Annotated in this window: 17 protein-coding genes and 1 tRNA gene; 7 read left to right on the top strand and 11 right to left on the bottom strand. The window is 53.5% G+C overall.

The features are described from left to right. The first annotated feature begins 3 nt into the window (after positions 1–3). Both C5Y83_RS21375 and C5Y83_RS21380 read left to right on the top strand, forming a co-directional pair. The gene (locus tag C5Y83_RS21375; protein ID WP_105331758.1) at positions 4–1050 is read left to right on the top strand and encodes a phosphatidate cytidylyltransferase; all 1047 of its coding nucleotides are present in this window, start codon (positions 4–6) and stop codon (positions 1048–1050) included. Between the two features lie 200 nt (positions 1051–1250). After that, positions 1251–1333, top strand: a tRNA-Ser gene (locus tag C5Y83_RS21380). A 126-nt stretch (positions 1334–1459) separates the two neighbouring features. Here the strand turns inward: C5Y83_RS21380 and C5Y83_RS21385 are convergent. From C5Y83_RS21385 to C5Y83_RS21405, 5 genes are all read right to left on the bottom strand, one after another. Beyond that, on the bottom strand, positions 1460–1672 hold the full coding sequence (locus C5Y83_RS21385) for a hypothetical protein (RefSeq protein ID WP_105331759.1): 213 nt from the start codon (positions 1670–1672) through the stop codon (positions 1460–1462). A gap of 21 nt (positions 1673–1693) precedes the next feature. Then, entirely contained in the window at positions 1694–2437 is a 744-nt protein-coding gene (locus C5Y83_RS21390) for a hypothetical protein (protein ID WP_105331760.1), read from the bottom strand. 291 nt (positions 2438–2728) lie between these two features. Next, positions 2729–3274 carry a hypothetical protein gene (locus C5Y83_RS21395; RefSeq protein WP_105331761.1) on the bottom strand — a complete coding sequence of 182 codons (546 nt, stop codon included), beginning with the start codon at positions 3272–3274 and terminating at the stop codon, positions 2729–2731. After that, positions 3271–4908, bottom strand: coding sequence for a hypothetical protein (locus C5Y83_RS21400; protein WP_146117862.1), 1638 nt, complete (start codon positions 4906–4908; stop codon positions 3271–3273). The genes C5Y83_RS21395 and C5Y83_RS21400 overlap by 4 nt, the downstream gene beginning before the upstream one ends. 8 nt (positions 4909–4916) lie before the next feature. Beyond that, positions 4917–5726: an ABC transporter ATP-binding protein gene (locus C5Y83_RS21405; RefSeq protein WP_158262443.1), complete on the bottom strand. Its 810-nt coding sequence runs from the start codon at positions 5724–5726 to the stop codon at positions 4917–4919. A 387-nt stretch (positions 5727–6113) separates the two neighbouring features. Here C5Y83_RS21405 and C5Y83_RS21410 point away from each other — a divergent pair, with 387 nt between their 5' ends. Continuing rightward, a complete protein-coding gene (locus C5Y83_RS21410; protein ID WP_261341468.1) occupies positions 6114–7892 on the top strand; it encodes a sulfatase-like hydrolase/transferase in 1779 nt (592 codons plus the stop codon). Positions 7893–7951: 59 nt separating this feature from the next. Further along, positions 7952–9697: a sulfatase-like hydrolase/transferase gene (locus C5Y83_RS21415; protein WP_105331764.1), complete on the top strand. Its 1746-nt coding sequence runs from the start codon at positions 7952–7954 to the stop codon at positions 9695–9697. 18 nt (positions 9698–9715) lie between these two features. On the opposite strand, the gene ppc is transcribed toward C5Y83_RS21415, so the two are convergent. The 4 genes from ppc to C5Y83_RS21440 form a co-directional block, all read right to left on the bottom strand. Further along, complete coding sequence (gene ppc, locus C5Y83_RS21420) at positions 9716–12436, bottom strand: phosphoenolpyruvate carboxylase (RefSeq protein WP_105331765.1); 2721 nt, start codon at positions 12434–12436, stop codon at positions 9716–9718. A 716-nt stretch (positions 12437–13152) separates the two neighbouring features. Continuing rightward, positions 13153–13665 carry a hypothetical protein gene (locus C5Y83_RS21430; RefSeq protein ID WP_146117863.1) on the bottom strand — a complete coding sequence of 171 codons (513 nt, stop codon included), beginning with the start codon at positions 13663–13665 and terminating at the stop codon, positions 13153–13155. A 175-nt stretch (positions 13666–13840) separates the two neighbouring features. Next, positions 13841–15643 carry a GxGYxYP domain-containing protein gene (locus tag C5Y83_RS21435; RefSeq protein WP_146117864.1) on the bottom strand — a complete coding sequence of 601 codons (1803 nt, stop codon included), beginning with the start codon at positions 15641–15643 and terminating at the stop codon, positions 13841–13843. A 51-nt stretch (positions 15644–15694) separates the two neighbouring features. Beyond that, positions 15695–17488: an ABC-F family ATP-binding cassette domain-containing protein gene (locus C5Y83_RS21440; protein ID WP_105331769.1), complete on the bottom strand. Its 1794-nt coding sequence runs from the start codon at positions 17486–17488 to the stop codon at positions 15695–15697. 655 nt (positions 17489–18143) lie between these two features. Here C5Y83_RS21440 and C5Y83_RS21450 point away from each other — a divergent pair. The 3 genes from C5Y83_RS21450 (at position 18144) to C5Y83_RS21460 (ending at position 20257) form a co-directional block, all read left to right on the top strand. Beyond that, on the top strand, positions 18144–19121 hold the full coding sequence (locus C5Y83_RS21450) for an HD-GYP domain-containing protein (RefSeq protein ID WP_105331771.1): 978 nt from the start codon (positions 18144–18146) through the stop codon (positions 19119–19121). Continuing rightward, positions 19091–19567, top strand: coding sequence for a PilZ domain-containing protein (locus tag C5Y83_RS21455; protein ID WP_114304694.1), 477 nt, complete (start codon positions 19091–19093; stop codon positions 19565–19567). The genes C5Y83_RS21450 and C5Y83_RS21455 overlap by 31 nt, the downstream gene beginning before the upstream one ends. A 108-nt stretch (positions 19568–19675) precedes the next feature. Then, on the top strand, positions 19676–20257 hold the full coding sequence (locus C5Y83_RS21460) for a phosphonate degradation HD-domain oxygenase (RefSeq protein ID WP_105331773.1): 582 nt from the start codon (positions 19676–19678) through the stop codon (positions 20255–20257). Positions 20258–20329: 72 nt separating this feature from the next. On the opposite strand, the gene C5Y83_RS21465 is transcribed toward C5Y83_RS21460, so the two are convergent. Together C5Y83_RS21465 and C5Y83_RS21470 are read right to left on the bottom strand one after the other, a co-directional pair. Next, the gene (locus C5Y83_RS21465) at positions 20330–22273 is read right to left on the bottom strand and encodes a prolyl oligopeptidase family serine peptidase (RefSeq protein WP_105331774.1); all 1944 of its coding nucleotides are present in this window, start codon (positions 22271–22273) and stop codon (positions 20330–20332) included. Positions 22274–22408: 135 nt separating this feature from the next. Continuing rightward, positions 22409–23407, bottom strand: a complete 999-nt coding sequence (locus C5Y83_RS21470) for a DUF1080 domain-containing protein (protein WP_105331775.1) — start codon at positions 23405–23407, stop codon at positions 22409–22411. Positions 23408–23433: the final 26 nt, after the last annotated feature.

Raw genomic sequence — 23433 nt, forward strand, 5'->3', positions numbered from 1 at the left:
ATCATGGATTTGCTGCAGGTTACATTCAGCGTTCTAGCCCAGGCACCACTGCCCGCAAAACAGTCGGTGTTCCTGTTGGATGGCGCGACCGGTATTCTGCTGGGCGTCGTGATCAGTTGCCTACTGATCGCCACAGGAGCCGGTCAAATCCTACGTCGACAGCCAGATTCGAGCGTCAACCCAGCGATCGTTCAGGCCTTCATTCGTCGCGTGAGAGCGTGGTGGCTGATGACCGCGATTCTGGCTGTGACGTTCATGATTCCGTCGCCGCTGGCCACCGTGATTCTGTTCTTCTTGATCTCGTTCTGGGCGCTTCGCGAATTCATTACCCTCACACCTACCCGCTTGGGGGATCACCGGACGCTGTTTTGGGTCTTCTTTGCGCTGACACCGGCACAATACGTGTTAGTAGCAATGGGCCAATCGCAGTACGAGCTATTCAGCATTCTGATTCCGGTATACGGCTTTTTGTTTGTGGCAGCTCGGATCGCAGTTGCCGGAGACTACAAGCGATTTCTCGAGCGTATCGCCAAGATTCAGGCTGGCCTCTACATCTGCGTTTACTCGTTGAGCTACGCTCCGGCATTGTTGTACTTGAAGGGATGGACCGATCCCCAGTACGAGCAAACGAGCACGGCAGGGCTGCTGTTCTATTTTCTGCTGATTGCCCAACTGAGTGATTTGCTGCAGTTCGTATGTAGTCGCCTGCTTGGCCGGAACGTGATTGCCCCGAATATCAATGCCAGTCGTACCTGGGAAGGTTTTCTGGCGGGAACTGGCGTCACGGCGGTTGTGGGAGCGATGCTGAGCCTAACGGGAGCCACACCGTTCAATCCTTGGCAATCAGCCGTCATGTCGATCGTGATTGCCATCATGGGAGCTGCCGGCAGTCTGGCGATGAGCGCCATCAAACGCGATCGCGGTGTCCAGGACTATGGCACACTGGTCGAAGGGCACGCTGGCGTATTGGATCGCATCGACGCTCTCTGCTTTGCCGCCCCCGTTTTCTTTCACCTGACACGATATTACTTCACCACGGCCGGCAGCTAAGGACACACGTGTTTATCGCCTGGCGACCAGCGGCTTTCGAGCCACCGTCTATACGCTAGCGAGTCCAAACGGAAAGAAATCCCGATCCGATAGCGAACCCAGGCCCAGTTCTCACGGTCCTCAAAATTGTGGAACCGAGAAGGGCCCTGGCCCGGTTGATCAGAATCGAACAGACGATAAACTAGAGAGTTCCAACGCCAGGAGGATACGCGAACTGGCTAGCAGCTTGACTCGAAATCAAGTGCCGGGTAACCGGTTGAGGGTTCGAATCCCTTGTCCTCCGCTACGGCGGGTGACCGTTAATACCGTCTCCGCTTGATGGCAAGATTCGAACAGAAAAGGACTTACGTCGAAATGATGTATGTCCTTTTACTGTTTCTTGCAGAGGTTCGTTGCCATGTCTTCTTGGTTAGAACTCTCCATCTTCCCCGGAATTCTCTTTTCGTGTGAAGAAGTAAGTCGCACACCATCCGGTTCCCACTCCCACGACTAAGGCGATTATCAGTCGGATGATGTGGTGAATTGGGAGGTTTTCTAGTAGCAAGTAGGTGACGATGATTCCGCCGAAAAGACCGGTGTAGTAAATCAAGTCGTCGATCGTATAGCCGGGCCCTTTGGCCATGGTAAATCTCCTGCTTAATGCCTACGTGACGAGGTTGTTTTCAAGTGCCTGCCGGACCGCTTCCAGCAAGTTGTATTTCAGGATGCCATCGAATACGAGAAACCCGAGGCCTATTTGCCATCGAGTTATCCTTCGCCATCGCGTGCTGAGGTGAACACGGGAGAGGCGTTCTAGCGAATAGCTGACGATTTCGAAGGTCAGGACCAAATAGCCCAGCCCACGGCAGACGGACCAAATATGCCATCCCACTAAAAGTGTGACGGCTGGGTTCTGCGATTGATTCAGCATGTTTCCAACATAGCAGTTCATTAAGTCGACTTCCTGGAAGCCCTGCCACAAGGTGACGAGACCAAGGGAAGTAAATGAAAATAGCGATGATGCTGCGATTAACTGAATGTGGGCCCAAAGCCAAAAAGTGAGTTCATACTCCGGGCTTTCCCCTGTGACGACCCACTGATACGTCTGTTGCCAATAGGCCTCTCCACGAGGGTAGATTTCCGCCATCGCTTGGGGATCGTGTGAAGCCAAGCTAATCACCATCACGCAATGGGCGAAGAATGCCAACGCCAGGGCTCCCAAGCCACGCGGCAGTGAATCGCGCGCGACGGCTGCAACGAGCAGCGGCGTAAGCAAAAGTGATGAAACAAGTTGTCCGCCAGGAAGCCCCACCAGATAGCTGAGCAACATCGGAATCGCGCCAACCAAAATCGCCATGGGATACCACAGGTACCATGGCGCGAGGGCGCGGTCCAATTTGCGAGCCATCCTAAGCGTTCGAGCACCTAGGGACCGAGGGATTGATAATGGCCAGATCCAGTAATGCCGGCCAGAACCCACTTCCTGGTGTGATGTCGAAGGCGTCTCTGTTAATGACACTTCGTTATCGTCTCGGGAAAGGAATGATGAAAATCCCGGTGGTCATGTAAAGAATTAGATTTCCCACACCAAAGATTAGGATGAAGATTACCCAACCCATGATGCCGCTATCGTCGTCACTCATGTTGTCGATCCTTTCTGAATCTCGAAAGTCAGTTCGTTTCTGAAAAAAGGAAATGCTCAGGGAGTCGTTCCCTGGGGTATCTGGGCAAGCAGTTGGTCTGCCACAGATACCAAGTCATCTTCGCTACGTCGCTCGGCCTTCCGCCGCGCATAGTCAAGCAAGCGACGTATCTCGGTGGGGTGTTGGTTGATGTTGGCAAAGGAAAGCATGCGTAAAGCGCGCCGGCGCTGATCGTAGTCGCCAATTACCAGCGTACGACAACATCTTTCGAATGTGTGTTCGCTGTTGGTTGCAAATAATTGGGCAGCGAGTCGACCTTTGGGATCAAATTTTTGGTTCTGGAGGTAAAAGTCATACAGTGCATCAACTTCGTTAGCGGAAATCGGCTGTGCCGTTACCGGAGGTGGAAACTGAAGAAGGTGTTCTGCCCGCTCCGAGATGTTTGTCGTAATAGGAGGAAAGGTTTCATGGACATACTTTTCGAAGAAGACCTCTCGGACCATGATCGCGACGATTGCCAAGACTGCGGCTCCAACGATCGCCCCAGCCATCAAAGAGACCTGAAATTTCGCCGAGCGGATTGCTGGTTTATTTATCTTCATAGGGTTCCTCCGACCAAACGCTGGAAACGATTCCTAGCTTTCTGCCGAAGAGGAATGGTTGCCGCGATCATCACGGCGAAGGCGACCACCCAAAACCAGATTTCGGAGGCAAACAAGTAATGCAACGCCCCAAAACTCATTGCCACACAAGAAAGGGCCACGGTCACCATCACGGGGCCGCTCGAACCACCTCGGTCTGGCGGACAAGAGAACGGCAGATCGGGGACGGCCAGCCACAGCGCTGCCAAGGCCATTCCCCAGGCAAAAGTCCAAGCCAACACTGCATGCAGCAACGCCGCCCAGGGATCTTGCCACACCCAAGCCGCCACGCCAGCCAGGCAAATACAAGTCGGCGTGATTACCCAAAGCATGACCGCCTTGCAAACGCCTAAGCCTAAGCCAACCGGACGCATCATCGGAGCGCACCGCAACAGCCAAGCGGCGTGATGATCTTCGTTGAACGTCAGGTTATAGATCATGTGTGGGACGCCGAGGCCGATCAGGTAAACAGCAAGAATTGGCAGCGTGACTAATGCAGGGTCATGTTCCCGCATCGGGTTAGCAAACTGGTGCGTGAATATCCCTAGCACGGTCACTGCTAGTGGCATGCTGAACGGGAGTAGGCTTCTCATGCGAAGATTCCCGTCTCTCCATAACAAACGCCCACATAGCCAAAATCCGGCTCGCTCTTCCGGGCCTTTGCTTAGGCGATGACCTAAGCCAAAAGCCAAGCCTCCGATATGGGCTTCTCCCATTGGTCGATTCCGTATCGTTACGGTCAGCGGCTGCATCGTCTTGTAAAGCCGTCCTACTACCGCAACCGTCGCACAGAGGCAGATTGCTGAAAACAAGAGCAAAAGGCCACCGATAAGAAAGGTCGCTTGCGTTGGCGCTACAGACGCTTGCTCAACGAAGCGAGCTAGCCAGGTAGAAGGAAGGTAGACGATCCAATCAGGTGGAAAGGCCCCCCATAACTCAAAACGGGATAACTTGTCGCGGAACATCATCTGCGCGCCGTATCCAGCCACAAGGATCAACACAATTTGCGTCCACGCGAAGATGGTCTTCCATCCTTCAAGTGTCTCGGAATTGCCAATCGCTGCTAGCGAGAGGATCACGAGGCAAACTGTTGCTGAGCTGCCGGTGAAGGCCGCGACTAAATAGGCTGGGCCATACCCAAGACCCGTATCGCGAAGTCCCATTCCCACAATCGCCGGTTGAATGGTTAACGCCAAAAACATAAGCACGACATAGAACAACATGTTCGTAAATCGAGCTGCGGCATAGGTGCGAGGCGCGATAGGGCGTGGTCCGAGGATTTCTAAGTCTCTGGGGTTGAGAACGACTTCCTGAAATTCAACCAGCACGGTCGTGGCGATGACAATCATGCCGAGCGAGAGATTCACAAACGAGAAGAAAAAGACTTCGACTCGCATGAAGAGCACCAAGCTGGCGATCGCTGACAGCGTTAAGCACTGCCCGACGACGAAGAACAAGGGACTAATTACGTGCTTTGCTTGAGTCCCAGTGGCCTTCGTATAATGCAGTCCGCGCATGTCCGACGTAAGAAACGCTTTGACAAGTGCGATGTACTGCCGTGGGTCGATCCCTTGGGCCTCCAGGAATTGATTCATCGTCTCCTTCATCCGATTCGAGTTCCCGACGAAGAGTCGTCTCGTTTCGGCATCTCTGGGGCTCGCCCTTCTGCCAAGGCGGCTCCCCATTCGATCTCGGGGCCGATGCGTGTTAATTCCTGGAATACCGATTCAAGTGAGCCTTTCGGAGTGGAAGCGAGGAGATTGGCCGTTTCGTCGTCCGCTACCACTTCTCCCGAATTTAGGACAATCACCCTTTTGCAAAGACGTTCGACGACATCCAAGATGTGCGAACAATAAAAGACGGTCTTACCCTGGCTGACTAAATCTTCAACAATCCGCCGAAAAGTGAGAGCGGCATTCACATCAAGTCCATTCAATGGCTCGTCGAAAATCAGAACCTCTGGATCGTGTAGTAGCGCGCTGCTGATCAAGACCTTTTGCCGCATGCCCTTCGAAAGTGAGTCGATCTGACGATCCGCTACGTCGGTCAAATGGAAGGCTCTCAGCAGCTTGCCGATCTGCTCGGCAGCAAAGTCACGATCCAAATGATAGAGTTCGGCGACCAACGAAAGATATTCGTTGGCCGTCAGACCGGTATACATTGCCGCTGTTTCAGGAACATAGCCAATCCGCTTCTTCGCTTCGAGTGGTTCCGAGGCAAGCGAGTAACCACAGATCCGAACCTCGCCCGAAGTTGGTCGTTGCAGGCCCGCCAATGTTTTCATGATGGTCGATTTCCCCGCGCCGTTCGGACCGAGGCATCCAGTAGCCTCGCCTGATCGTACGGTGAAGCTGACTCCCTTCAGCGCGGCGTTATCACCAAAGTTTTTGACGAGGTTAATAACTTCAATCACGAAGAGTTCCCAGACCCAGGCAACGAACAACGAGTAATGCCCAGGTTGAATCGCGAATCTCGCGCGAGCAAATCGAAAAGGGCGATAACAAATACGCGAGGACATCCCCCCCGAGCGGACCGCTATGATAAACCGATGTGATGGTGTGTTCAAATCTGCAAGGCAGAATTTCTGCAAAATAGATCTTTGGGCTTCACTTTAGTTTCGTGCACACATTTCTTCCGTTAATCCGAAGCCTACGGTGACTCGTGCTAAGAACGGTTTGTTTTTGTGTTATTTCGTCATTATCTGTATCGATTCGATCGTTGAGACGGTGATTAGGACTCATGAGAATAGGAAGCTCGTGTTTTTGCGAATTGTGAACGAGCTTTGAGTTGAGGAATCGAGATGAGTACGCAAGTCACCACTGAGGGAATTGGGAAGACGCCGAATCGGCGTCTTTCTTTTTGGGTGAGTGTCCTGAGTGCGATGTTTTCGATGATTGGCCTCCAATCGGTCGATGCGCAGGATCAATCGTCGCTGCGCCCAAACGTGTTGTTCATCGCAATGGACGATCTAAACGACTGGATCGGTTGCATGGGGGGTCATCCGCAGGCGAAAACTCCGAATCTCGATCGGCTGGCCAAGTCAGGCATTCTTTTCACGAACGCTCACTGCGCAGCCCCGGCCTGTAATCCTTCGCGAACCGCAATCTTCACCGGCATGGCCCCCAACGTCTCTGGGGTCTATACCAATTCACAGCAATTGCGTGAGGTCTTGCCAGATGCGGAACTGCTTCCCAAGACCTTCTCACGGCATGGTTATCATTCGTCTGGCTCCGGCAAGATGCTGCATTACATCATCGATGCCCGCTCGTGGGATGATTACTTTCCCGCACCCTCGACGGAGATGCCTATTCCAGAAACGTTATATCCCGAGCAGCGACCCGTGAGTTTGCCGCGGGGTGGCCCATGGCAATACATCGAAACCGATTGGGGTGGACTTGACGCGACCGATGAAGAGTTTGGTGGTGATTATGCGGTCAGTGAGTGGGTTTCCGGTGAGTTAGCCAAAAAGCATGACAAGCCATTCTTTCTGGCGTGTGGCATCTATCGACCGCACGAACCGTGGTTTGTTCCCGAAAAGTATTTCAAACCGTTCCCTCTCGATTCGATCGAACTTCCACCAGGTTACAAAGAAGATGATCTGGACGATCTACCACCGGAAGGCAAGCGGCAAGGGCCCAATCGCTACTTCGCTCACATCCAGAAACATGGTGAGTGGAAGCACGCGATTCAGTCGTATCTCGCCTCAATCTACTTTGCCGATGCGATGTTGGGACGCGTGCTCGACGCGCTCGATCAAAGTGAATACGCCGACAATACCATCGTCGTGTTATGGTCGGATCATGGCTGGCATCTGGGAGAAAAACAACATTGGCAGAAGTATACGGCCTGGCGACGATGCACCCGTGTGCCGTTAATTATTCGAGTACCCGAAGCTGCTCCTGGTTTGCCTCAGGGGACCAAGCCGGGAGTGTGCGATCAGCCAGTAAATTTGGTCAGCTTGTTTCCAACATTGCTCGATCTATGTGGGCTGCCGGCCACCCAAGTTCATGATGGACCAAGCCTTTCTCCGCTGCTAGATAATCCGCAAGCGGAGTGGCCACACGTTTCGATCAGTTGTCTCCACCACGCCGGTGACTACGGACTAAGCGCGAAGTCATGGCGTTATATTCATTACGCTAACGGAGACGAAGAGCTTTACGACATCGAGAGCGATCCGTTCGAGTGGAACAATTTAGCAGCCGATCCTAAGTATGCCAAGAAGCTGGCTGAGTTGAAGGGAAAGGGGCCGAGCGAGTTCGCACCACTACGTCCACCGAGCATTGCATCGCTCAATTCGTTGAAATGGACTAAGATCAAAGAAGCTGGGCCGCCACCTTCAAAACCAGATGGTTCGCCGTTCCCCGTTTTCTTCATTAATCGGACGGAAAACATGGTGAAACTTTATTGGATCGACCGCGAAGGCCAATCCAAGTTTTATCGCGACATGGCTCCTGGCGAAACGGCTCGACAGCAAACTCGCCCCGGTGCGGTGTGGCAGATTTCGTCGACAACGGAAAAGCCGCTTGGATACTTTCGGGTTGATGATCGCTCGGCGAAAGCGATCGTTCCCGCTGAGTAGATCCACCGGCATCGACGGGAAGGGCATCGATCCGAATTGAACAAGGTTAATGTTTCGCAGTGGACATTCTAAAACTTAACGCGATATGCCTCTTAGTAATTGCCTCGGTGGCCAGCGTCCCTGTTATTGCTCTCGGTGACGCACCTGAGGATCGCTTGAACGTTCTGTTGATTTGTGTCGACGACCTTCGGCCTGAGCTGGGGTGTTATGGGATGCCGTATGTGCATAGCCCGAACATCGATCGTCTGGCTGCAAGTGGCGTCGCGTTTGATCGATGTCACGTACAAGTGGCTGTCTGTAATCCTTCGCGGGCGAGTACCTGGACAGGGATTCGGCCTGATCGACTCGGGACGTGGACCTTGACTATACACTTTCGTGAGTCGATGCCTGACGCAGTCACACTGCCTCAGTATCTCCGCCGGTTTGGTTATACATGCGAAGGGTACGGCAAGATCTTTCACAATCCGTGGCAAGATCCTCGTTCGTGGGATAAGCCACATCAGTGGGGTAACGCTGGTTTCGGAAATTACACGCCAGAGCAGAGGGCCTTCACCAAACAGGTAATGGAGACGCTGCCGGAATCAGATTGGCGATACAACAATCTTCGAGGTCCGATCACTAATGCACCAGATATCGCCGACGATCAGCATGCGGATGGTGCGATGACTCTGCTGGCGATTGACCGATTGAAAGATCTCGCCCAGAAAGATCAGCCATTCTTCTTGGCGGTCGGATACGTTCTTCCTCACTTACCTTGGACGCCTCCGAAGAAATACTGGGATAAGTACGACCGCAACACGCTGCCACTTGCCGAGAATCCAAATCCGCCAGAAGGTGCGCCGGAGTACTCCATCGGCAATAACGGCGAGCTGTCTCATTACGCTGATATGATTGATATGCCGACACCCTATTCTGGTAGCTTGCCGGAATCCGAATCGCGGCGCCTGCGACATGCTTATTTCGCTGCCATCTCCTATGTTGACGCCCAGATTGGCAGACTCCTTGATTCAATCGAGCAAAATGAGCTCGCTGGAAATACCGCGATCGTCCTATGGAGTGACCATGGCTACAAACTTGGCGAACACAATGGCTGGGGGAAGATGACAAACTTCACCATCGATACGCACATCCCCATGATCATTCGTAGTCCTCGAGCGAAGGCAAACGGCCAACGCTGTGATCAGCTAATTGAATCCCTCGATTTGTATCCGACGATCTGCGATGTCGCGGGTGTTCCTGTTCCCGACTTCATCGATGGCAAGAATGCGGCCCATTTGCTGGATGACCCTTCCGCGGTACACAAAGACGCTGTGTTTAGCCAATACATTCGAGGTCAATTGATGGGTAATTCCATCCTTACCGACAAGTGGCGTTACGTTGAGTGGAGATCGATGGCCGATGGCTCGATCGAAGCCCAAGAGCTTTACGATCAATATGCAGATGCCGCAGAGAACAAAAACGTTGTTGACCAATATCCGAATGTGATCACTCGTTTACAGGAACGGCTAAAGAGCGTACTCGCCCCTCATCCGATCAAGCTGGTTCCTCAGGTTCATTCACGCCGCGGGGGAGCGCCTATCAATATTACCTGGGTGAATGAACATCCAGGCGTCGTGCGAGTGACGTGGATCCGTCCTAATGGGCGACGTCATGTGACGTTTGACGTGCCACCAGGTAGCAAGCGTGCTAACTCGACTTTCATCGGGCACGTATTTTCCGTCGAGAGTCTCGACGGAAAATACGATGAGATTGTCACGATTAATAAAGGTGACAACCAACTGCATATCGGGCTGGCCGAGCAGTAATCAGGCTGTGCTCGCGGACTAACCCGTCGAACGCAAACCAGCCGCGATGCCCTGGATGGTCAAGCGAACCATTTGGGCCAAGCTTTCTGGGTCATTTTCGTCGCCGGCACTTCCGTTCTCGCGGCTCTGTTTGATGAGCTGGATCTGGATCAAATTGAGCGGGTCGACGTAAGGATTACGGCTACGAATGCTGCGGTTGAGCCAGGCAATCTTTTCGAGAAGCTCGTGCTGTTGGCGGATCAAACAAATCGCCGCACAGGTCAAGCGATACTCTTCGTCGATCAGCTTCCAGATGCTTTCGGCAGCAGTCCCGGCAAGTTCAGCATAGTCGCGAGCGATCTCCATGTCCGCCTTAGCCAAGGCAAGCTCTGCATTGTCGATCGTCGCTTGAAACACAGGCCACTCCTGGTACATCTCTTGAAGCGATTCCCAGTCGCCACCTTGCTCGTCGACTAGGGTTCGGATACCGGTTCCCATTCCGTACCAGGCTGGCAAAAGCTGACGTGACTGTGTCCAGGCAAACGTCCAAGGGATCGCGCGAAGGTCTTTCAGAGACTTTCGTTCACGGCGACGAGCCGGACGCGAACCGATGGGCAGGCCTTCGATTTCACTAATCGGCGTTGCTTTGTCGAAGTAACGGAGAAAGTCTTCATGCGAGACCAGTTCACGGTATTTGGCCAAGGCGGCGTCCGACATGGCCTCGGTCATTTCCTTCCACGAGCCCATCTCGGAAGACGTTTTCGCAGCGCTCACTAGAAGTGTCGCACAGGTAAGCTGCTCGATGTGGCGGTGAGCAATCACGGCGTTATCGTAGCGTTCGGCCAGGACTTCCCCTTGCTCGGTCAGTCGTAGCTTTCCATCCACCGCTTGCGGTGGCAGGGATTGAATGCCGCGAGCAGCAGGTCCGCCACCACGGCCCAGGCTTCCACCGCGGCCGTGGAAGATGGTCATTTCAATGTGATGCTTCTCGGCAACCTCGGCCAGACGTTCCTGGGCCGAGTGTAGATTCCACGAAGCAGTCAGGTAGCCACCGTCCTTCGTACTGTCGGAATATCCGACCATGATCATCTGTTCCAGGCGTGGCTGTTGGCTCAAGTAATCCCGATAGACCGGATTGGCCAGCATGGCCTCGAAAATGACCGGGGCCCGCTCCAGGTCGTCGATCGTTTCAAACAGCGGAGCGATCGGGAGGTGCGGACGCGGTTTGCCAGGGTGAAGCTGATTCCAGACAAAGTTCCACAACCACAGCACGGCCATCACGTCAGTCGCCTGATGGGTCATGCTGATTACGTAACCACCAAAGGGACGCGAGCCACGTTCGGCCATCGTATCGGCGAGCACGGAGAAGGTAGCCAAAACCTCTTTGGTCATGTCGCTCAGCTTAGATTCGTCCAACGTTGGTGTGTGCTTCAGATCGGACAGCTTCTCGACCCAATCCTTTTCGGCAATCGGCGTGTCTGGGTCGACTTCCGGGAACAAAAGCTCACGCAAAGCGTTGCGATGGACATCCGAGTCTTGACGAACATCAAGCGAGAAGAAATGGAAACCGAAGGTTTGGACTCGGTCTTTCCAAGGATCCAAATAACGTTCGACGACGCGGCGGCCCTGATGTTCGAGCATGCTTTCGCGAAGCAGCTCAACGTCCTCCATCAGTTGATCAGGACGCCGATAAGCGACATGCTCGTCACCTTCGACGAACACCTGACCTAAGGACGCCTCGAGCCGGAACTCGATCATCTTGAGATAACGTCGGTACACCTCGTTTGGCGAGACTTCTTCCAAGCGGGCGTGCAGTTCTTCCCAGGATTCCGCCGCTTCGTTCACGCGGCTACGGATTTCATCAGTCACGGCTGCCTGACGATCGGAAGTTACGAGCGTCTTTTTCAGCTCGCGGCAGTAGTTCAAATGACGTTCGAGTGCCGTCTTGCGGAGGAGTAAGAGGGTGGTCTCGGTGACTTTGGCTGTGACGAACGGGTGTCCATCCCGGTCGCCACCAATCCAGCTGCCAAATGTCAGGAATGGTTTGAGCTCGAACTGATGATGCGGGTAGTAGCGGGCCAAGGCCATCCGCATCTCGCGGTAGATCTGCGGTGCGACATCCCATAATGCTTCGGCGAAGAAGAGGCCGCGTTCGACTTCTCCCATCACCCCAGGACGCTGCGGACGAAGCGAGTCGGTCTGCCAGAGCAAAGTCAAATCGCTCAGGGCGGACTCGTAGTCTTCTTCGTGCGGACTTACTTCCAGGTAGGGCAGGTGATCGCGCAGTCGTCGAAGGAGTTCCCTTGTGGTACGACGCTTGGCTTCCGAAGGATGCGCTGTGAAGACAGGCGTGATCGCTAATCGGTCGAGCCATTCCTGCATCTCGGCAGCTGAGCAGCCATCGGCAGAGAGTTGGCCGATGGCATCGGCGATCGATTCGCGACGGGGAAGTCCTTCCGATTCGGCGACTTCAGCGCGCTGATCCAGGATACGGACACGATGATAATCTTCCGCCAGGTTGGCGAGATCGAAGTAGAGACTCAGCCAACGAATCACACTGCGCAGATGATCTTTCGGAATACGACCGATCTCGTCTAGCAGGCGTGGTTCGGCATCAGGAATACCGGCTCTACGTTCAAGGGCCATGCGACGGATGCGACTCATCGTCTCGGCGAGCGAATCGCCCACTTGTTCGCGCACAACCTGATCAAGCAGTTCGACCAGCAGATTCAGTCCCGGCACGTGCTCTTCGTGATACATGGCAGCCCTATCTCGTGCTTGAGTTTCCCTTACTATTGCTTGGGTAATAACTTACCGCGATCCGTGTCCGATTCGTAGGGGGAGCGCATTCAGAGCGGGGGGATCGTGCGGAGTACTACCGAGGCACGATAAACTAAACCGCAGTGATTTGGGCGAGATAATGCAGCTTCTCTAATAATTCGACTCCGCGGTCTACCAGCTTAGAAGTGAACGCTAAGCCCTTGCTGCTAGAAGGTTTCCGAGTTAAATGGCTATCGCTGGGTTGTGGATTCGATATGAAGAGTTGTTATGGCAACTCAGCTGCGTCTTCTGACCCCACTTTCAGGTCACCTCGAGAGTCACCTGGGCTTGGCCAGCTTTTTGTCGGAGACTTCGTTGTGGACACTCTTTTCGCCTCGGAAGGAATCAACTTAAACTTGCGCGTTGTTCCGTTATAGATGCTGCCAGGAATCTCGCGGTAAAGGTTTCGTGCGACTTGTCGTATTAGTTCTTCTCGAGCTTCGCTTCTCGCTCTTGGTTGTGGTGAATGTTTCCATTGAAGAGCACGGTTTGTAGCTCCTGGCCGTACGTGGTGTTGCTGAAAAACCAAAGACTCAAGACAAGGCACAATCCTAAATTCGCAAGCTGCCGGCACGGGGCGAATGAATAATTGCTCATGCGACTCCATTCTTGAATGAACACCAGGTAAAGGAACGTGGTTGGTCGAGAAAGAAAAATCACTTAGTACTCCGTATCAAGTCCAGTCCTTCTTGAGGGATCAAGTCAGACTGCTTGATACCGTGGAATACAACGTCGCCATGTTCGTTAAAGATACGAACCTCGCACCATACCCGCGCTGATTCCCAGTCGATTTTCTTTTGAGGATTACGTGCAAAGCCAAGGATTCCGACGGTGGTGCCTGAAAATTCTTTAAGCGGCGCTGGTCCGCTGGCCAGGATAAACTGTTTGCCCGCGTGGGACACGAGATAATACATGATCTCGTAACGATGATCCGCGTCACCTGGATGATTGATACGTGCGTTGAGCCAGAGACCTGGAATGCTACCACCAAAGGTAAAACTCAAGAAACCGTCATGAGTTTCGGAAGTTTGCTTGGGCTCGCGTTCCGATTCCTCGGGGGTTATTACGTCCCATTGCATCGTGATCGAATCGATAAGTTCAGGCGCATAGATCGGGGCATCGATGAGCTTATGCGACTGGAAAGTAGAATAGTTGATCGAAACAATCACGAAGAGGATTACCGAGGTGATCGCTAAAACGACGTGTGTTCGAATGGTCATTAGGCGAATAACCGTAGGAGGAAATTCGTGAAAAAGTATCTGTCGTCATCGGAAATCGATTTCAAGATACCATGCCCAAGCGGAAGAATCGAACTTCAACGCAGGAAATCGTTCACCACCGTCGTCACTCAATGTGTCGTTTTGTCGCATCGGGATTATGAGCCATTCGGAGACGCCATAAAAGCTCTTCGATCGTGACCGCACGAACGTTTGCTCCCAGCCGTTGTTGGCACCAATTGGCAACCGCATGACCGCGTCGGGCACCTTGGCGAGATGCCTGCTGCTGAGGAACCTCCTCGAACGTGGGATCGTCTGATTCGCGAAACCAAGACCACGCGTGAACTACGGTCCATGCCAAGCGATCTTCGGGGGATTGCTCGGCAGGAAGCTCTTGTGAAATTTGCGATGCAATCTCGCTGGGCGTTCCAGCGTTGGGACGATTGGCGTGTTCCCAAATCGCATAGCGGCACGTCATGATCGGCACTTGCCCACCGAGGCCATCGTCTTCCCAGAATACCTTGCCGTGGCCTCCCTCGTACGGCGCATACTGCATGGCGATTATGCCGACCAGGCCGGGAATGTTGCGGGCAAACGTGGCATAAGCATGCTTAGCTGCGGGACTATCGAGATCGAGAAGAAGCAAACAGAGAACACGCGTATCGGTGGCTTCCATCCATGTACCTAAACGTGCTGCATACTTCTCAAGTAAATCATTCTCGTTTCGCTTGGTGCCGAAAACGTCGGGGAAGATGTATCCTCCACCGAACTCGACCAGCGATGTCTGATCTGGCTTGGTCCTGGCGAGGTGATCGGCAGCGACCGGAGCCGTTTGCGTCAGCGGAACGATCGGGGCGGTCCAGGAGAAGGGGAATTCGCCACTCGTTGGGGCGTCCCAATACTCATGACGACTGGCTGTGAAGTCGCCTATTGTCCACTGCACATTGTCGCCGTCGCTCATGACGAGGGCCGCGCATGGGCCCTCCCACGACCAATCGATTGCCCTTGGATCGAGCCCATTGATTTGGGGAAGCTTGTTTTCGGGGTTTACGATCGAGAGGAACGGAAGTCCCATGGCCCAATCCGAGACGGTCAGCACGTGGCCGTATTCTGAAAACTGCTTGACTTGCATCCATTCCTCACCGCCGTTCCACCCCAGTACGGTGCTTAATGGGTCTAGCCAGGCAAGGATGCTGAGCACTGGGTTTTCTTGTCCAAACAGCGTGATTGCACGGTGGGCGATCGCTAGTTCTCGCATGTGTGGTTTGCGCGGATCTTGTGCCAGAATGAGATGCCGGTTGAACTTGTCCTTGTGACTTTCGAAGCATTCAGACAAGGACATCTCGCGAGCATCAACCAATTCGTGGAGCCCCAATTCTTGAGCTTGGTCGATGAGGCTGTCCTCGATCAGAACAGCACCCAATACGCCGCATAGGCTGGTGGCGACGTTGACGGAAAGATCGATGCCGTCACGGACTTTGTTTGCAGAGCCTGTTGAATGATCAAGGCGATACCGCACGAATCCATGGACGATTCCTTGATCTCGTAATCGTGCAAGTAGTTGCCACGCGTCCAGTTCACCACGTTGCTCGATGCCGGTTTTCTGCAGCGTTGCACGGTACCAGCGGCGATATGCTTCGTGCGGCGTATCGATCCAAACAAGCTCTTCGCCACGATCTTGGTTGACCGCCTGTGCTGCCAGACCGGAGAGTGACTGCGCGAGCATCGCCAGGGCAGGGGAATGACCTTCCTTGGTTGTCAGGCGAATAATGCCCTTGGGCTTTCGTTGGGTCGGCCACCAACGTGGAAGTTCCTCCACAGGGAATTCGTTGCCGCTTGCGCTATCGAGTGAAGAATTGAACAGCGAAAGACCGCCAGCGGCCAACATATTGGTTAGAAACGATCGCCGGTTGTTGGAATTGCTTTTCAACGTAGTTGTTTCTGCAAGAGGCTGCAAACTGGGTGATCGGCTTGCCGCGGCTTAGTCGTCGAAGTCTTCCAACTGCTCTTGAAACTCCAGCCACTTGCCTTCCAGCTCCGCGATCTCGTCGGCTACGGCCGTGAACTTTGCGTGTACTTTCTGGGCTTCTCCAGGATCGGTAATGGACATCAACTTGGCGTTCAATTCCTTGCGTTCGTCATCCAGTTTGGCGATCTTACTTTCGAGCTTTTGGACTTCCTTGCGGGCCGCACGGGCTTCTTTGTTACGCTGCTTTCTCTCTTCTTTGGCCATCATTGCATCGCGGTTTTCCCCGGCAGCTTCCGTCGCGACTTGATTGCCATCCTCTTCGTCAATTTCCTGGCTGAGACGATAGAGGTAATGCTCGTAATCACTTGGGATGTGCGTGACCTTACCGGCGCTGACCTCAATGATTTGAGTCGCGATACGTCGAACGAAATAACGGTCGTGACTGGTGAAGATCACGGTGCCGTTGTAACTATCGAGTGCCTCACATAGCGAGTCGACCGTTTCGACATCCAAGTGGTTGCCTGGTTCGTCGAGGATCAGAATGTTGTATTTACCAAGGAGAAGACCTGCCAGGCACAATCGAGCTCGCTCGCCACCGCTAAGCACTTTCACCTTCTTGTGGACATCTTCACCTCGGAAAAGGAAGCTGCCGGCGACGTTCAACAACTGCTGGTGATTGACGGATGGATCACGCACGCTAAGCAGGTAATCTTCCACAGTGTCGTTCGCTGGGAGCGAGCTGTAGACATGCTGGGCATAAACACCCACTTCGGTGTTGTGCCCCCATTTGACTTCCCCCGCCTTAGGGTCGAGTGAACCGACTATCGTTCGCAGGAAGGTCGTCTTTCCTTGACCATTGTCACCCACGACTGCTGTGCGGGCACCATGTTCAATATCGAGTGTGATCCCATCCGCCACCATACGATAGGGATAGCCGATGGAGAGATCTTCGCAGCGGACTGCGGTTCCCTTCTTGGCATCGACTTGAGGCACGCGTATGTAAGCAGTCGTTTCTTCTTCTTCAATCTCGATTAATTCCAAGCGGTCGAGCTGCTTTTGCTTATTCTTGGCTTGGGCGGCCGTGTTGGCGCCGGCGCGGTTCTTGTCGATGAAACGCTGCAATTGCTTTTGCTTGGCTTTGGTTGCATCGTTCACGCGTTGATCGTGCAGCTTACGCTCTTCCCGATACTCGATGTAGTCTTCCACGGTCCCCGGGTACAGGGTGAGCTTGCCGCGAGCAAGCTCCAGCGTTTGATTGCAGGTTTGCTTCAGAAAGCCGCGATCGTGCGAAACGACCAGGTAGCCACCCTTGTAGCTCTTGAGGAAGCGTTCCAAGAGCATCTGTGTTCGAATGTCGAGAAAGTTGGTTGGTTCGTCCAGGATGAGGAACGTCGGATCATGCAGCAGCAGGGCAGTCAATTTGACGCGGGTTTGCCAACCACCGGAAAGATTATGGACCGGCGCGTCGAGCATTGCCCCTTTGATCTCGAAACGAGCCGCCACTTCGCCACACCGCCAGTCTGGCTGCTCACTATCGCGCATCAAAAACTCGACGACCGTCTCGCCGGGGATAAACGGATCGTGCTGACGCAAATAGCCCAGTCGAACTTTCGGGTGAAGAACGATTTCGCCTTTTTCCAGTTCTTCGTCCCCCAGGATCGCGCGGCACAGGGTTGATTTGCCGGCTCCGTTGCGACCGACCAGGCCGACCTTGTGATCGTCGGTGATCGACGCGCTGGCTGAGTTAAGGAGCGTTTTGGTACCGAATCGCTTGGTGGCGTTCTGAATGCTGATAACAGGAGGCACGGTCGCAGTCTGGAGTTGAAAGAGTTATTGGTCGAATCGCAGCCGTTAGACGCCGCGGTTGAGCGAACGCCATAACCGATAATTGTTGCGGAATCCGCTTCTGCATCCAAGGTGGGCCTTTACGAAGCTAACTGTTTTTGGAGGCCAGCGGTCTGGAAGGAGCTAGTGGTCGGACTTCCTGCCAGAACTCCGATCTCAAGGTATTGTGATCTTCCCCAATCGATTCCTGAAATCCGCAGCAATTCAAAAACCATCGAGAGAGAGGCTTGTCGCGGGAACGCAAAATCAATCGTCGGTTGGACGTTTTCGTTGATGGATGACGGAGGCACGACTAATTTCCGATGGCTTCACGGCTATGGTGTTATCGGATCTACGGTTGAACGGACCAAGGAACTGCTCAATTTGTGAACTATGAAAGCCACTTTCAAGAGGTATTCGGGTTCCCGAATCGGCGAGAAATGGCGTCTTAATCGGCAAATACGTTACAGGTGAAACGCTATCGGGGGATAGGCATACCCATTCGTCAAACCTGTGAGGCGTTAAGCGTAAATGAGGCTAAGTTGTTCCAGGGCGTAACCTAACCTTAAACAGCTAACTTTCGATGACTCCGAAATGTCGCGACCAGCGGCATCGTGCATTTGCAGATTATTGAACGATGACCTCGACATCCGAAATCGCAATCCAGTGCTTGGGCTACACGCCGATCCCGGTTGCGTTGCTTTCTTGCGACGAGGTACCGATGGTCGACTTGTACCGCAAGGACGTAGAGACTGGGCGTTTGCGTTTGTATCGGGCAGCGAACGTTCCGATGCTGCCAGAGGACTTAGAACGGCTTGAGCAGTCCAAGGTGAGCTGGCTCTATACCCCGGAAGTCGATCACGGCGAAATGCAATTGTATATTCGCCGTAAGTTGGATTATCTCGTACGTGACAACACGCTGAGCGTACGAGATCGATTTCGTCGTTTGAATGAGGTAGTCACCGGAATTCTTGGCTCTGCCTTCGAGGTAGACGAAACCGACGAATTGATGCGTAGTTCGGCCTATGTGGCCAGCAAAGCCGTCCAACTGCTTTGCGAAGACGAGATGACCTCCGGCGATCTAATCGCCCTTCTGCACCACGACTATCAAACGGTCACTCACTCGTTGAACGTTTCGTACATGATGGTCAGCCTAGCCCGTGAGATGCGGATCGCATCGGACAGCGAATTGCAGTCGATTGCCGTCGCAGGGCTCTTACATGATATCGGCAAGCTCTCGGTCAGCGAACGAATCCTGAACAAATCACAGCGACTTCAACGTCGCGAAGAACGCGTCGCCCAGAAACACCCCGCACATGGCTTTCGACGTCTGTGTGAACGCACGGATATTTCTTTCGGCCAGTTGATGGTCGTTTACCAGCATCACGAACGAACGACCGGCAAGGGTTATCCCGTTGGTGCCGTCGGTGACGAAATCCATCCGTGGGCTCGTCTGTGCAGCGTGGTCAATGTGTTTGAATCGCTGATTAGCAATCGACCATACCGTCGCCGTTATCCCCTTACCGAAGCTTTTCAGATCATGGACGGTCCGCTTTCTGCGGGCCTCGATCGGGAGATGTATCGATGTTGGAAACAACTTATTCTCAAAAAATGAAGTTGCTTCTGGATCGGCTTCGCTGTCGCATCAAGCTTCCGGAACAATTCGCCGAGCTAGAGCATCGTCGTGGCGTACTGCCGGCTGAAGCGCTCGACATGCGGCGAAGTGCCCGTGTTTATTGTCCAGGTAAAATGATCGTCGAGTCGTTCGCGACGCTGCCGGCCATCCCACGCAATCACCAGTACGTTGTCGGCTATTCCGTGGACGTATCGGAAACGGGGATTCGCTTCTTGCACGATACCGAGTTGTATCCCGGCGAGCGGATCACGTTGTGGACGTCGGCTCAGCGAATTACTTGCACAGTGATGCGCTGTCGCCGATTGAATGAGTGCTGCTATGAAATCGGTGCTTCGCTGGTGGATGAGGATGTGTCGCTCGAGCAAGCTCAGGATGTCGTCGAACCAGAAAATGAAACGCACGGTGGCAAGGACTTCATGAACTAGACCGTCTTAAATTCACGGTTAAGTTTTAGCACATTTAGTTGACTCGCAGTCACGCGATGTGTATCACCTCAGTGGTTATTCTTCATGAATCGACTGAGGAGTCTACGAGTGGGTGTTGCCAACCGAGATGCCAAATGTGCGTCGGCCGATATCGTGACCGACATACTGCAGTTGTTTCGCGATCGCGGTAATTCCGCGTACGGTTTCGAAGCCGTTTCTCAGTTGCAGCATGCCCTGCAGTCCGCCACCCTGGCCTTGGCTGCGAAAGCACCGTCCGAATTGGTTTCGGCTGCACTGCTGCACGACATTGGTCACTTGCTGCACGAACTGCCTGACGATGCTCCGGACCATGGGATCGACGACCATCACGAAAATTCAGGCTTTCGTTTTCTGGAGAGGCACTTCGGCCCAGCTACCTACGAGCCGGTTCGACTGCATGTCGCCGCGAAACGTTATCTATGTGCGGTTAAGCCAGAGTATCACGAACTCCTCAGTGAGCCGTCGCAAACTAGCTTGCGCTTGCAGGGTGGGCCAATGAATGCCGACGAGGTGGCTGAATTCGAGAGCAACCCGTACTACCAACAGGCAATCGATCTTCGTTATTGGGACGACATTGCCAAGGATCCCGAAATGAAGACACCTGCGTTGGAAGCGTTCGAGGTTCATCTTCGCGAAGCGGTGATCGCGTAGGGTAAGACGCGAAGGCCATTCCATCGAATTAGCCCTCGCGTTTTCCAAATCAATACACCAAGCAAGCAATGACTATGGCTGCCAGGCTTCGTCAAAGAAGTCAGCGGCAATCACTTTACCAGCGGACGAACCATTCGGGGCCTGGCGGATATCCAAGATCGCCCAGTCCGGCAGTTTCGGATTCTGCAAGCTGTTGGTGCGATCATGATCTTCCCGGAAAGTAGGGCCACTGTTCAGTACCAAGTACTTTTTGGGATTCAGTGGATTGGGATAGATCATCACCGGGACATGATTCTTGGCATCGGCCTTGGCGTTGCCAAGAGCCACTTCCTTATCGTCCCAACTCAGCGGCAAGTCACCGATCGTTTTGGCAATCAGCGTGTTGCTTTCCGGAGTACCCCAGCAGATGAGGTTGTACGTCTTGATATCGTCGGCGGTGACATCCTTGTCGAGCTTGGTTCGAAGCTTTCCGCGAAACAATGCCTGCCATCGATCGGCGAGATGCTGTGCCTCGAATTCAACCCACTGTTGGATCTGCTTGTTTGATGACTTGCCGGATGGCATCACGACCAAGAATGGCGACATCAATGCATCGTCGATTGGACCTTGCAGTCCAGGTGTCTTGTGAAGCTCGTCGGACGCATCTGCTTTCAACGACAGCATCCATTGTCCATCGGGCTTGCTAAGAATGATGTCCTGCGGCTCGGGGACGTCCACCGTGAATTCTTCACTGTCGATCTTAACTTTGAAATTCTTGTGCGAGCCTGGATCGATCTTCATCTTCGCGACATTCCGAGTCACGATGTATAGCTCGTCATCCGACTTCCACAACGCACCCACTCGGCTGTCTTCCCAGTGACGGGTTAGTTCTAACAGCTCGACCCAATGCATCTTGCCGTAACGCAACGTGGGCGTTTCGATCGTAACGTTGGTCGGGTAAGGCTCTTGACCGGCATCGCGGGCTGCTTTGATCATTTTCAGCAATTGTTCCAGCGTTTCCGGAGCATACTTGTGACCCATCTTTGGTCCGATCAAGTGCGTCAGCTCATGGCCTTCCTTTTTGAAAGCTTCTTCCATCACACGGGCTGCTTGAATCTGTTTGTCGTTCTCTCCGCTGTAAGCGACTACTGGCAGGTTGAACAGATTGGTAGTGTAGTTGGGTACGTCATATACCTTCCACAACGTTTGTTCATACTCAGGCGGAAAGTTCTCTGGCTTGAGATTTTGATAGCGAGCTGTTTCCGCGAAGCCTGCGCCAGGACTCATGGCGACGAAGTCCTCCGCGTAATGGGCGCCAATGTGCCAGCAGCCAGCGCCCCCCATTGAGAAACCCATCAGCACGATGCGGCGATCGTCGATGTTGTAATGCTTCTTCACTTCCTCGACGACATCCATTACGTCAATTTCGCCGGCTGATTTGAAGCCAATGCACTGTCGACCAAATGGGTGAACAACAATCGCATCGTCTGGAGAAATCTGGCCAGTCTTGGTGGAGCGTTCGTGAATGAAATGCAAATCGGTGGCCTTGTCACCTCGGCCATGCAGCCAAATGTAGAGAGGCTGTGGCTTGCTCAGGTCGAGCTTTTCCGGGATGACCAATCCATAGGGTTGGACGCTACCATCGATGTCGCTGGTGTAACCTCGGACAACCAAGCCCGTTTGCTTTGTCCAAGGAGATTTGCCTTCCTTGAGCTGCTTGCCGCGATTCTGGGCCATGGTTAGACAGGCTTCCGCCTTCTTGATGTCCTTCTCGCTGTAGAATTCGTTGTTCACCAAGGCGAACTCAACTGCCTTTCGATAGATATCGACATCGGCGAAAAGAGGATCATCGGCAATCGACTCGTTCACTTTTTCCAGCTCGAGCACGCGATCCTCGAGCTTCTCACTTATTTCAGCAGGAAGCTTGTAATTGCTTTGAGCAGGCAACCGACGAGGTATCGGCTTGATCGGTTCTTGAGCCGAAGCAGCGGAAGTAGACAGCGTGGCGAGAAGGAGACAGACCAAGGGACGAATCATATTAGGCGGGCTCGTGAGGAAGGAAGGTTTGGGCAGGGAACCGAGAGGGGAAAACCGGCAAGACAGGACTTGGGAGAGAAGTCACATGCTTGCCAGGGTTTTCCCAATTCTCAGCGAGGATCGACGGTTGCGAGACTATTTCTCGACAACCCAGATGTTACGGAACACAACGGGATTGCCATGCCCTTGCAGGTACAAGGCATCCTTTTCCGGGCTTTCCTTATGACGGCCTGGAGTTTCTTTCGGCAGCTCGAGATCGTCTTGGATCACCACCCCGTTGTGCTTGATCGTGACACGGGCATTCTCGGTCTTCTTACCGGCGTCATCATACTTGGCGGCGGTGAAGTCGATATCGTAGGTTTGCCAAGTCAGCGGCGGAAAGCACATGTTGACCTTCGGTTTGCCAACTTGGTAGATGCCACCACATTCGTTGTTTTCGCCCGATAGGCCGAACGAGTCGAGAACCTGACATTCGTAACGACTTTGGATGTAAACACCGCTGTTGCCACGACCCTGGCCACGTCCCTCTGGCTTGAATGGTGTACGGAACTCGATGTGTAGGGTGTGATCGCCGAATTTCTCCTTCGAATAGCAATCGGCAAGCAGCAGGTCCCCCTGGACGAGCTTGCCGTTCTCGAAGTTATCGGCACTGGTTCCATCGAACAGGACGACGGCACCATCCGGAGCTTTCTTGCCGAGTGTTGGGCTTTTGCGTTCGACCTTCTCGAACGTACCAATTTCGTCGCCGTCGTCTGACACGACTTCGATCTTGCCATCGCCGAGCGTAGCAATGAAGTTTTCGCCCTTGAATTCAACTTTACCGTTGCTAGCGGTGCCTTCCGACTTCAAAAGATCGTCGTATGAAAGACCGCCTGAGTAGCCGGCACCCGGCAAACCGCCCGGGTAGGTGACGGCCTGGAACTTGTCGTTACCGAGGGCGATAACCTGCACTCCGTATTTGACTTCGGCACCATCCACACTGACTTTGCCGACGTATTCGCCTTGCAGGGCGTAATCTGGACCAGCTTCTTTGGGATTGGTGTACGTCTTCAGATCGTCAGCCGCCATGACCGCTAATGGCGTGGTGATCGCCAGCAATGCGGCGCAGAATAATCGAGCAAAGGGACGCTGCATGATGAACTCCCAGCAGTAGTCTAAGG

It is taken from the genome of Blastopirellula marina (assembly GCF_002967765.1).
GTDB lineage: Bacteria > Planctomycetota > Planctomycetia > Pirellulales > Pirellulaceae > Bremerella > Bremerella marina_A.

Coding starts and splice junctions, on each gene's coding strand:
- C5Y83_RS21450 (WP_105331771.1), top strand. CDS start 18,144: ATGACCTCGACATCCGAAATCGCAATCCAGTGCTTGGGCTACACGCCG.
- C5Y83_RS21390 (WP_105331760.1), bottom strand. CDS start 2,437: ATGGCTCGCAAATTGGACCGCGCCCTCGCGCCATGGTACCTGTGGTAT.
- C5Y83_RS21395 (WP_105331761.1), bottom strand. CDS start 3,274: ATGAAGATAAATAAACCAGCAATCCGCTCGGCGAAATTTCAGGTCTCT.
- C5Y83_RS21400 (WP_146117862.1), bottom strand. CDS start 4,908: ATGAATCAATTCCTGGAGGCCCAAGGGATCGACCCACGGCAGTACATC.
- C5Y83_RS21470 (WP_105331775.1), bottom strand. CDS start 23,407: ATGCAGCGTCCCTTTGCTCGATTATTCTGCGCCGCATTGCTGGCGATC.
- C5Y83_RS21410 (WP_261341468.1), top strand. CDS start 6,114: ATGAGTACGCAAGTCACCACTGAGGGAATTGGGAAGACGCCGAATCGG.
- C5Y83_RS21385 (WP_105331759.1), bottom strand. CDS start 1,672: ATGGCCAAAGGGCCCGGCTATACGATCGACGACTTGATTTACTACACC.
- C5Y83_RS21375 (WP_105331758.1), top strand. CDS start 4: ATGGATTTGCTGCAGGTTACATTCAGCGTTCTAGCCCAGGCACCACTG.
- C5Y83_RS21455 (WP_114304694.1), top strand. CDS start 19,091: ATGTTGGAAACAACTTATTCTCAAAAAATGAAGTTGCTTCTGGATCGG.
- ppc (WP_105331765.1), bottom strand. CDS start 12,436: ATGTATCACGAAGAGCACGTGCCGGGACTGAATCTGCTGGTCGAACTG.
- C5Y83_RS21465 (WP_105331774.1), bottom strand. CDS start 22,273: ATGATTCGTCCCTTGGTCTGTCTCCTTCTCGCCACGCTGTCTACTTCC.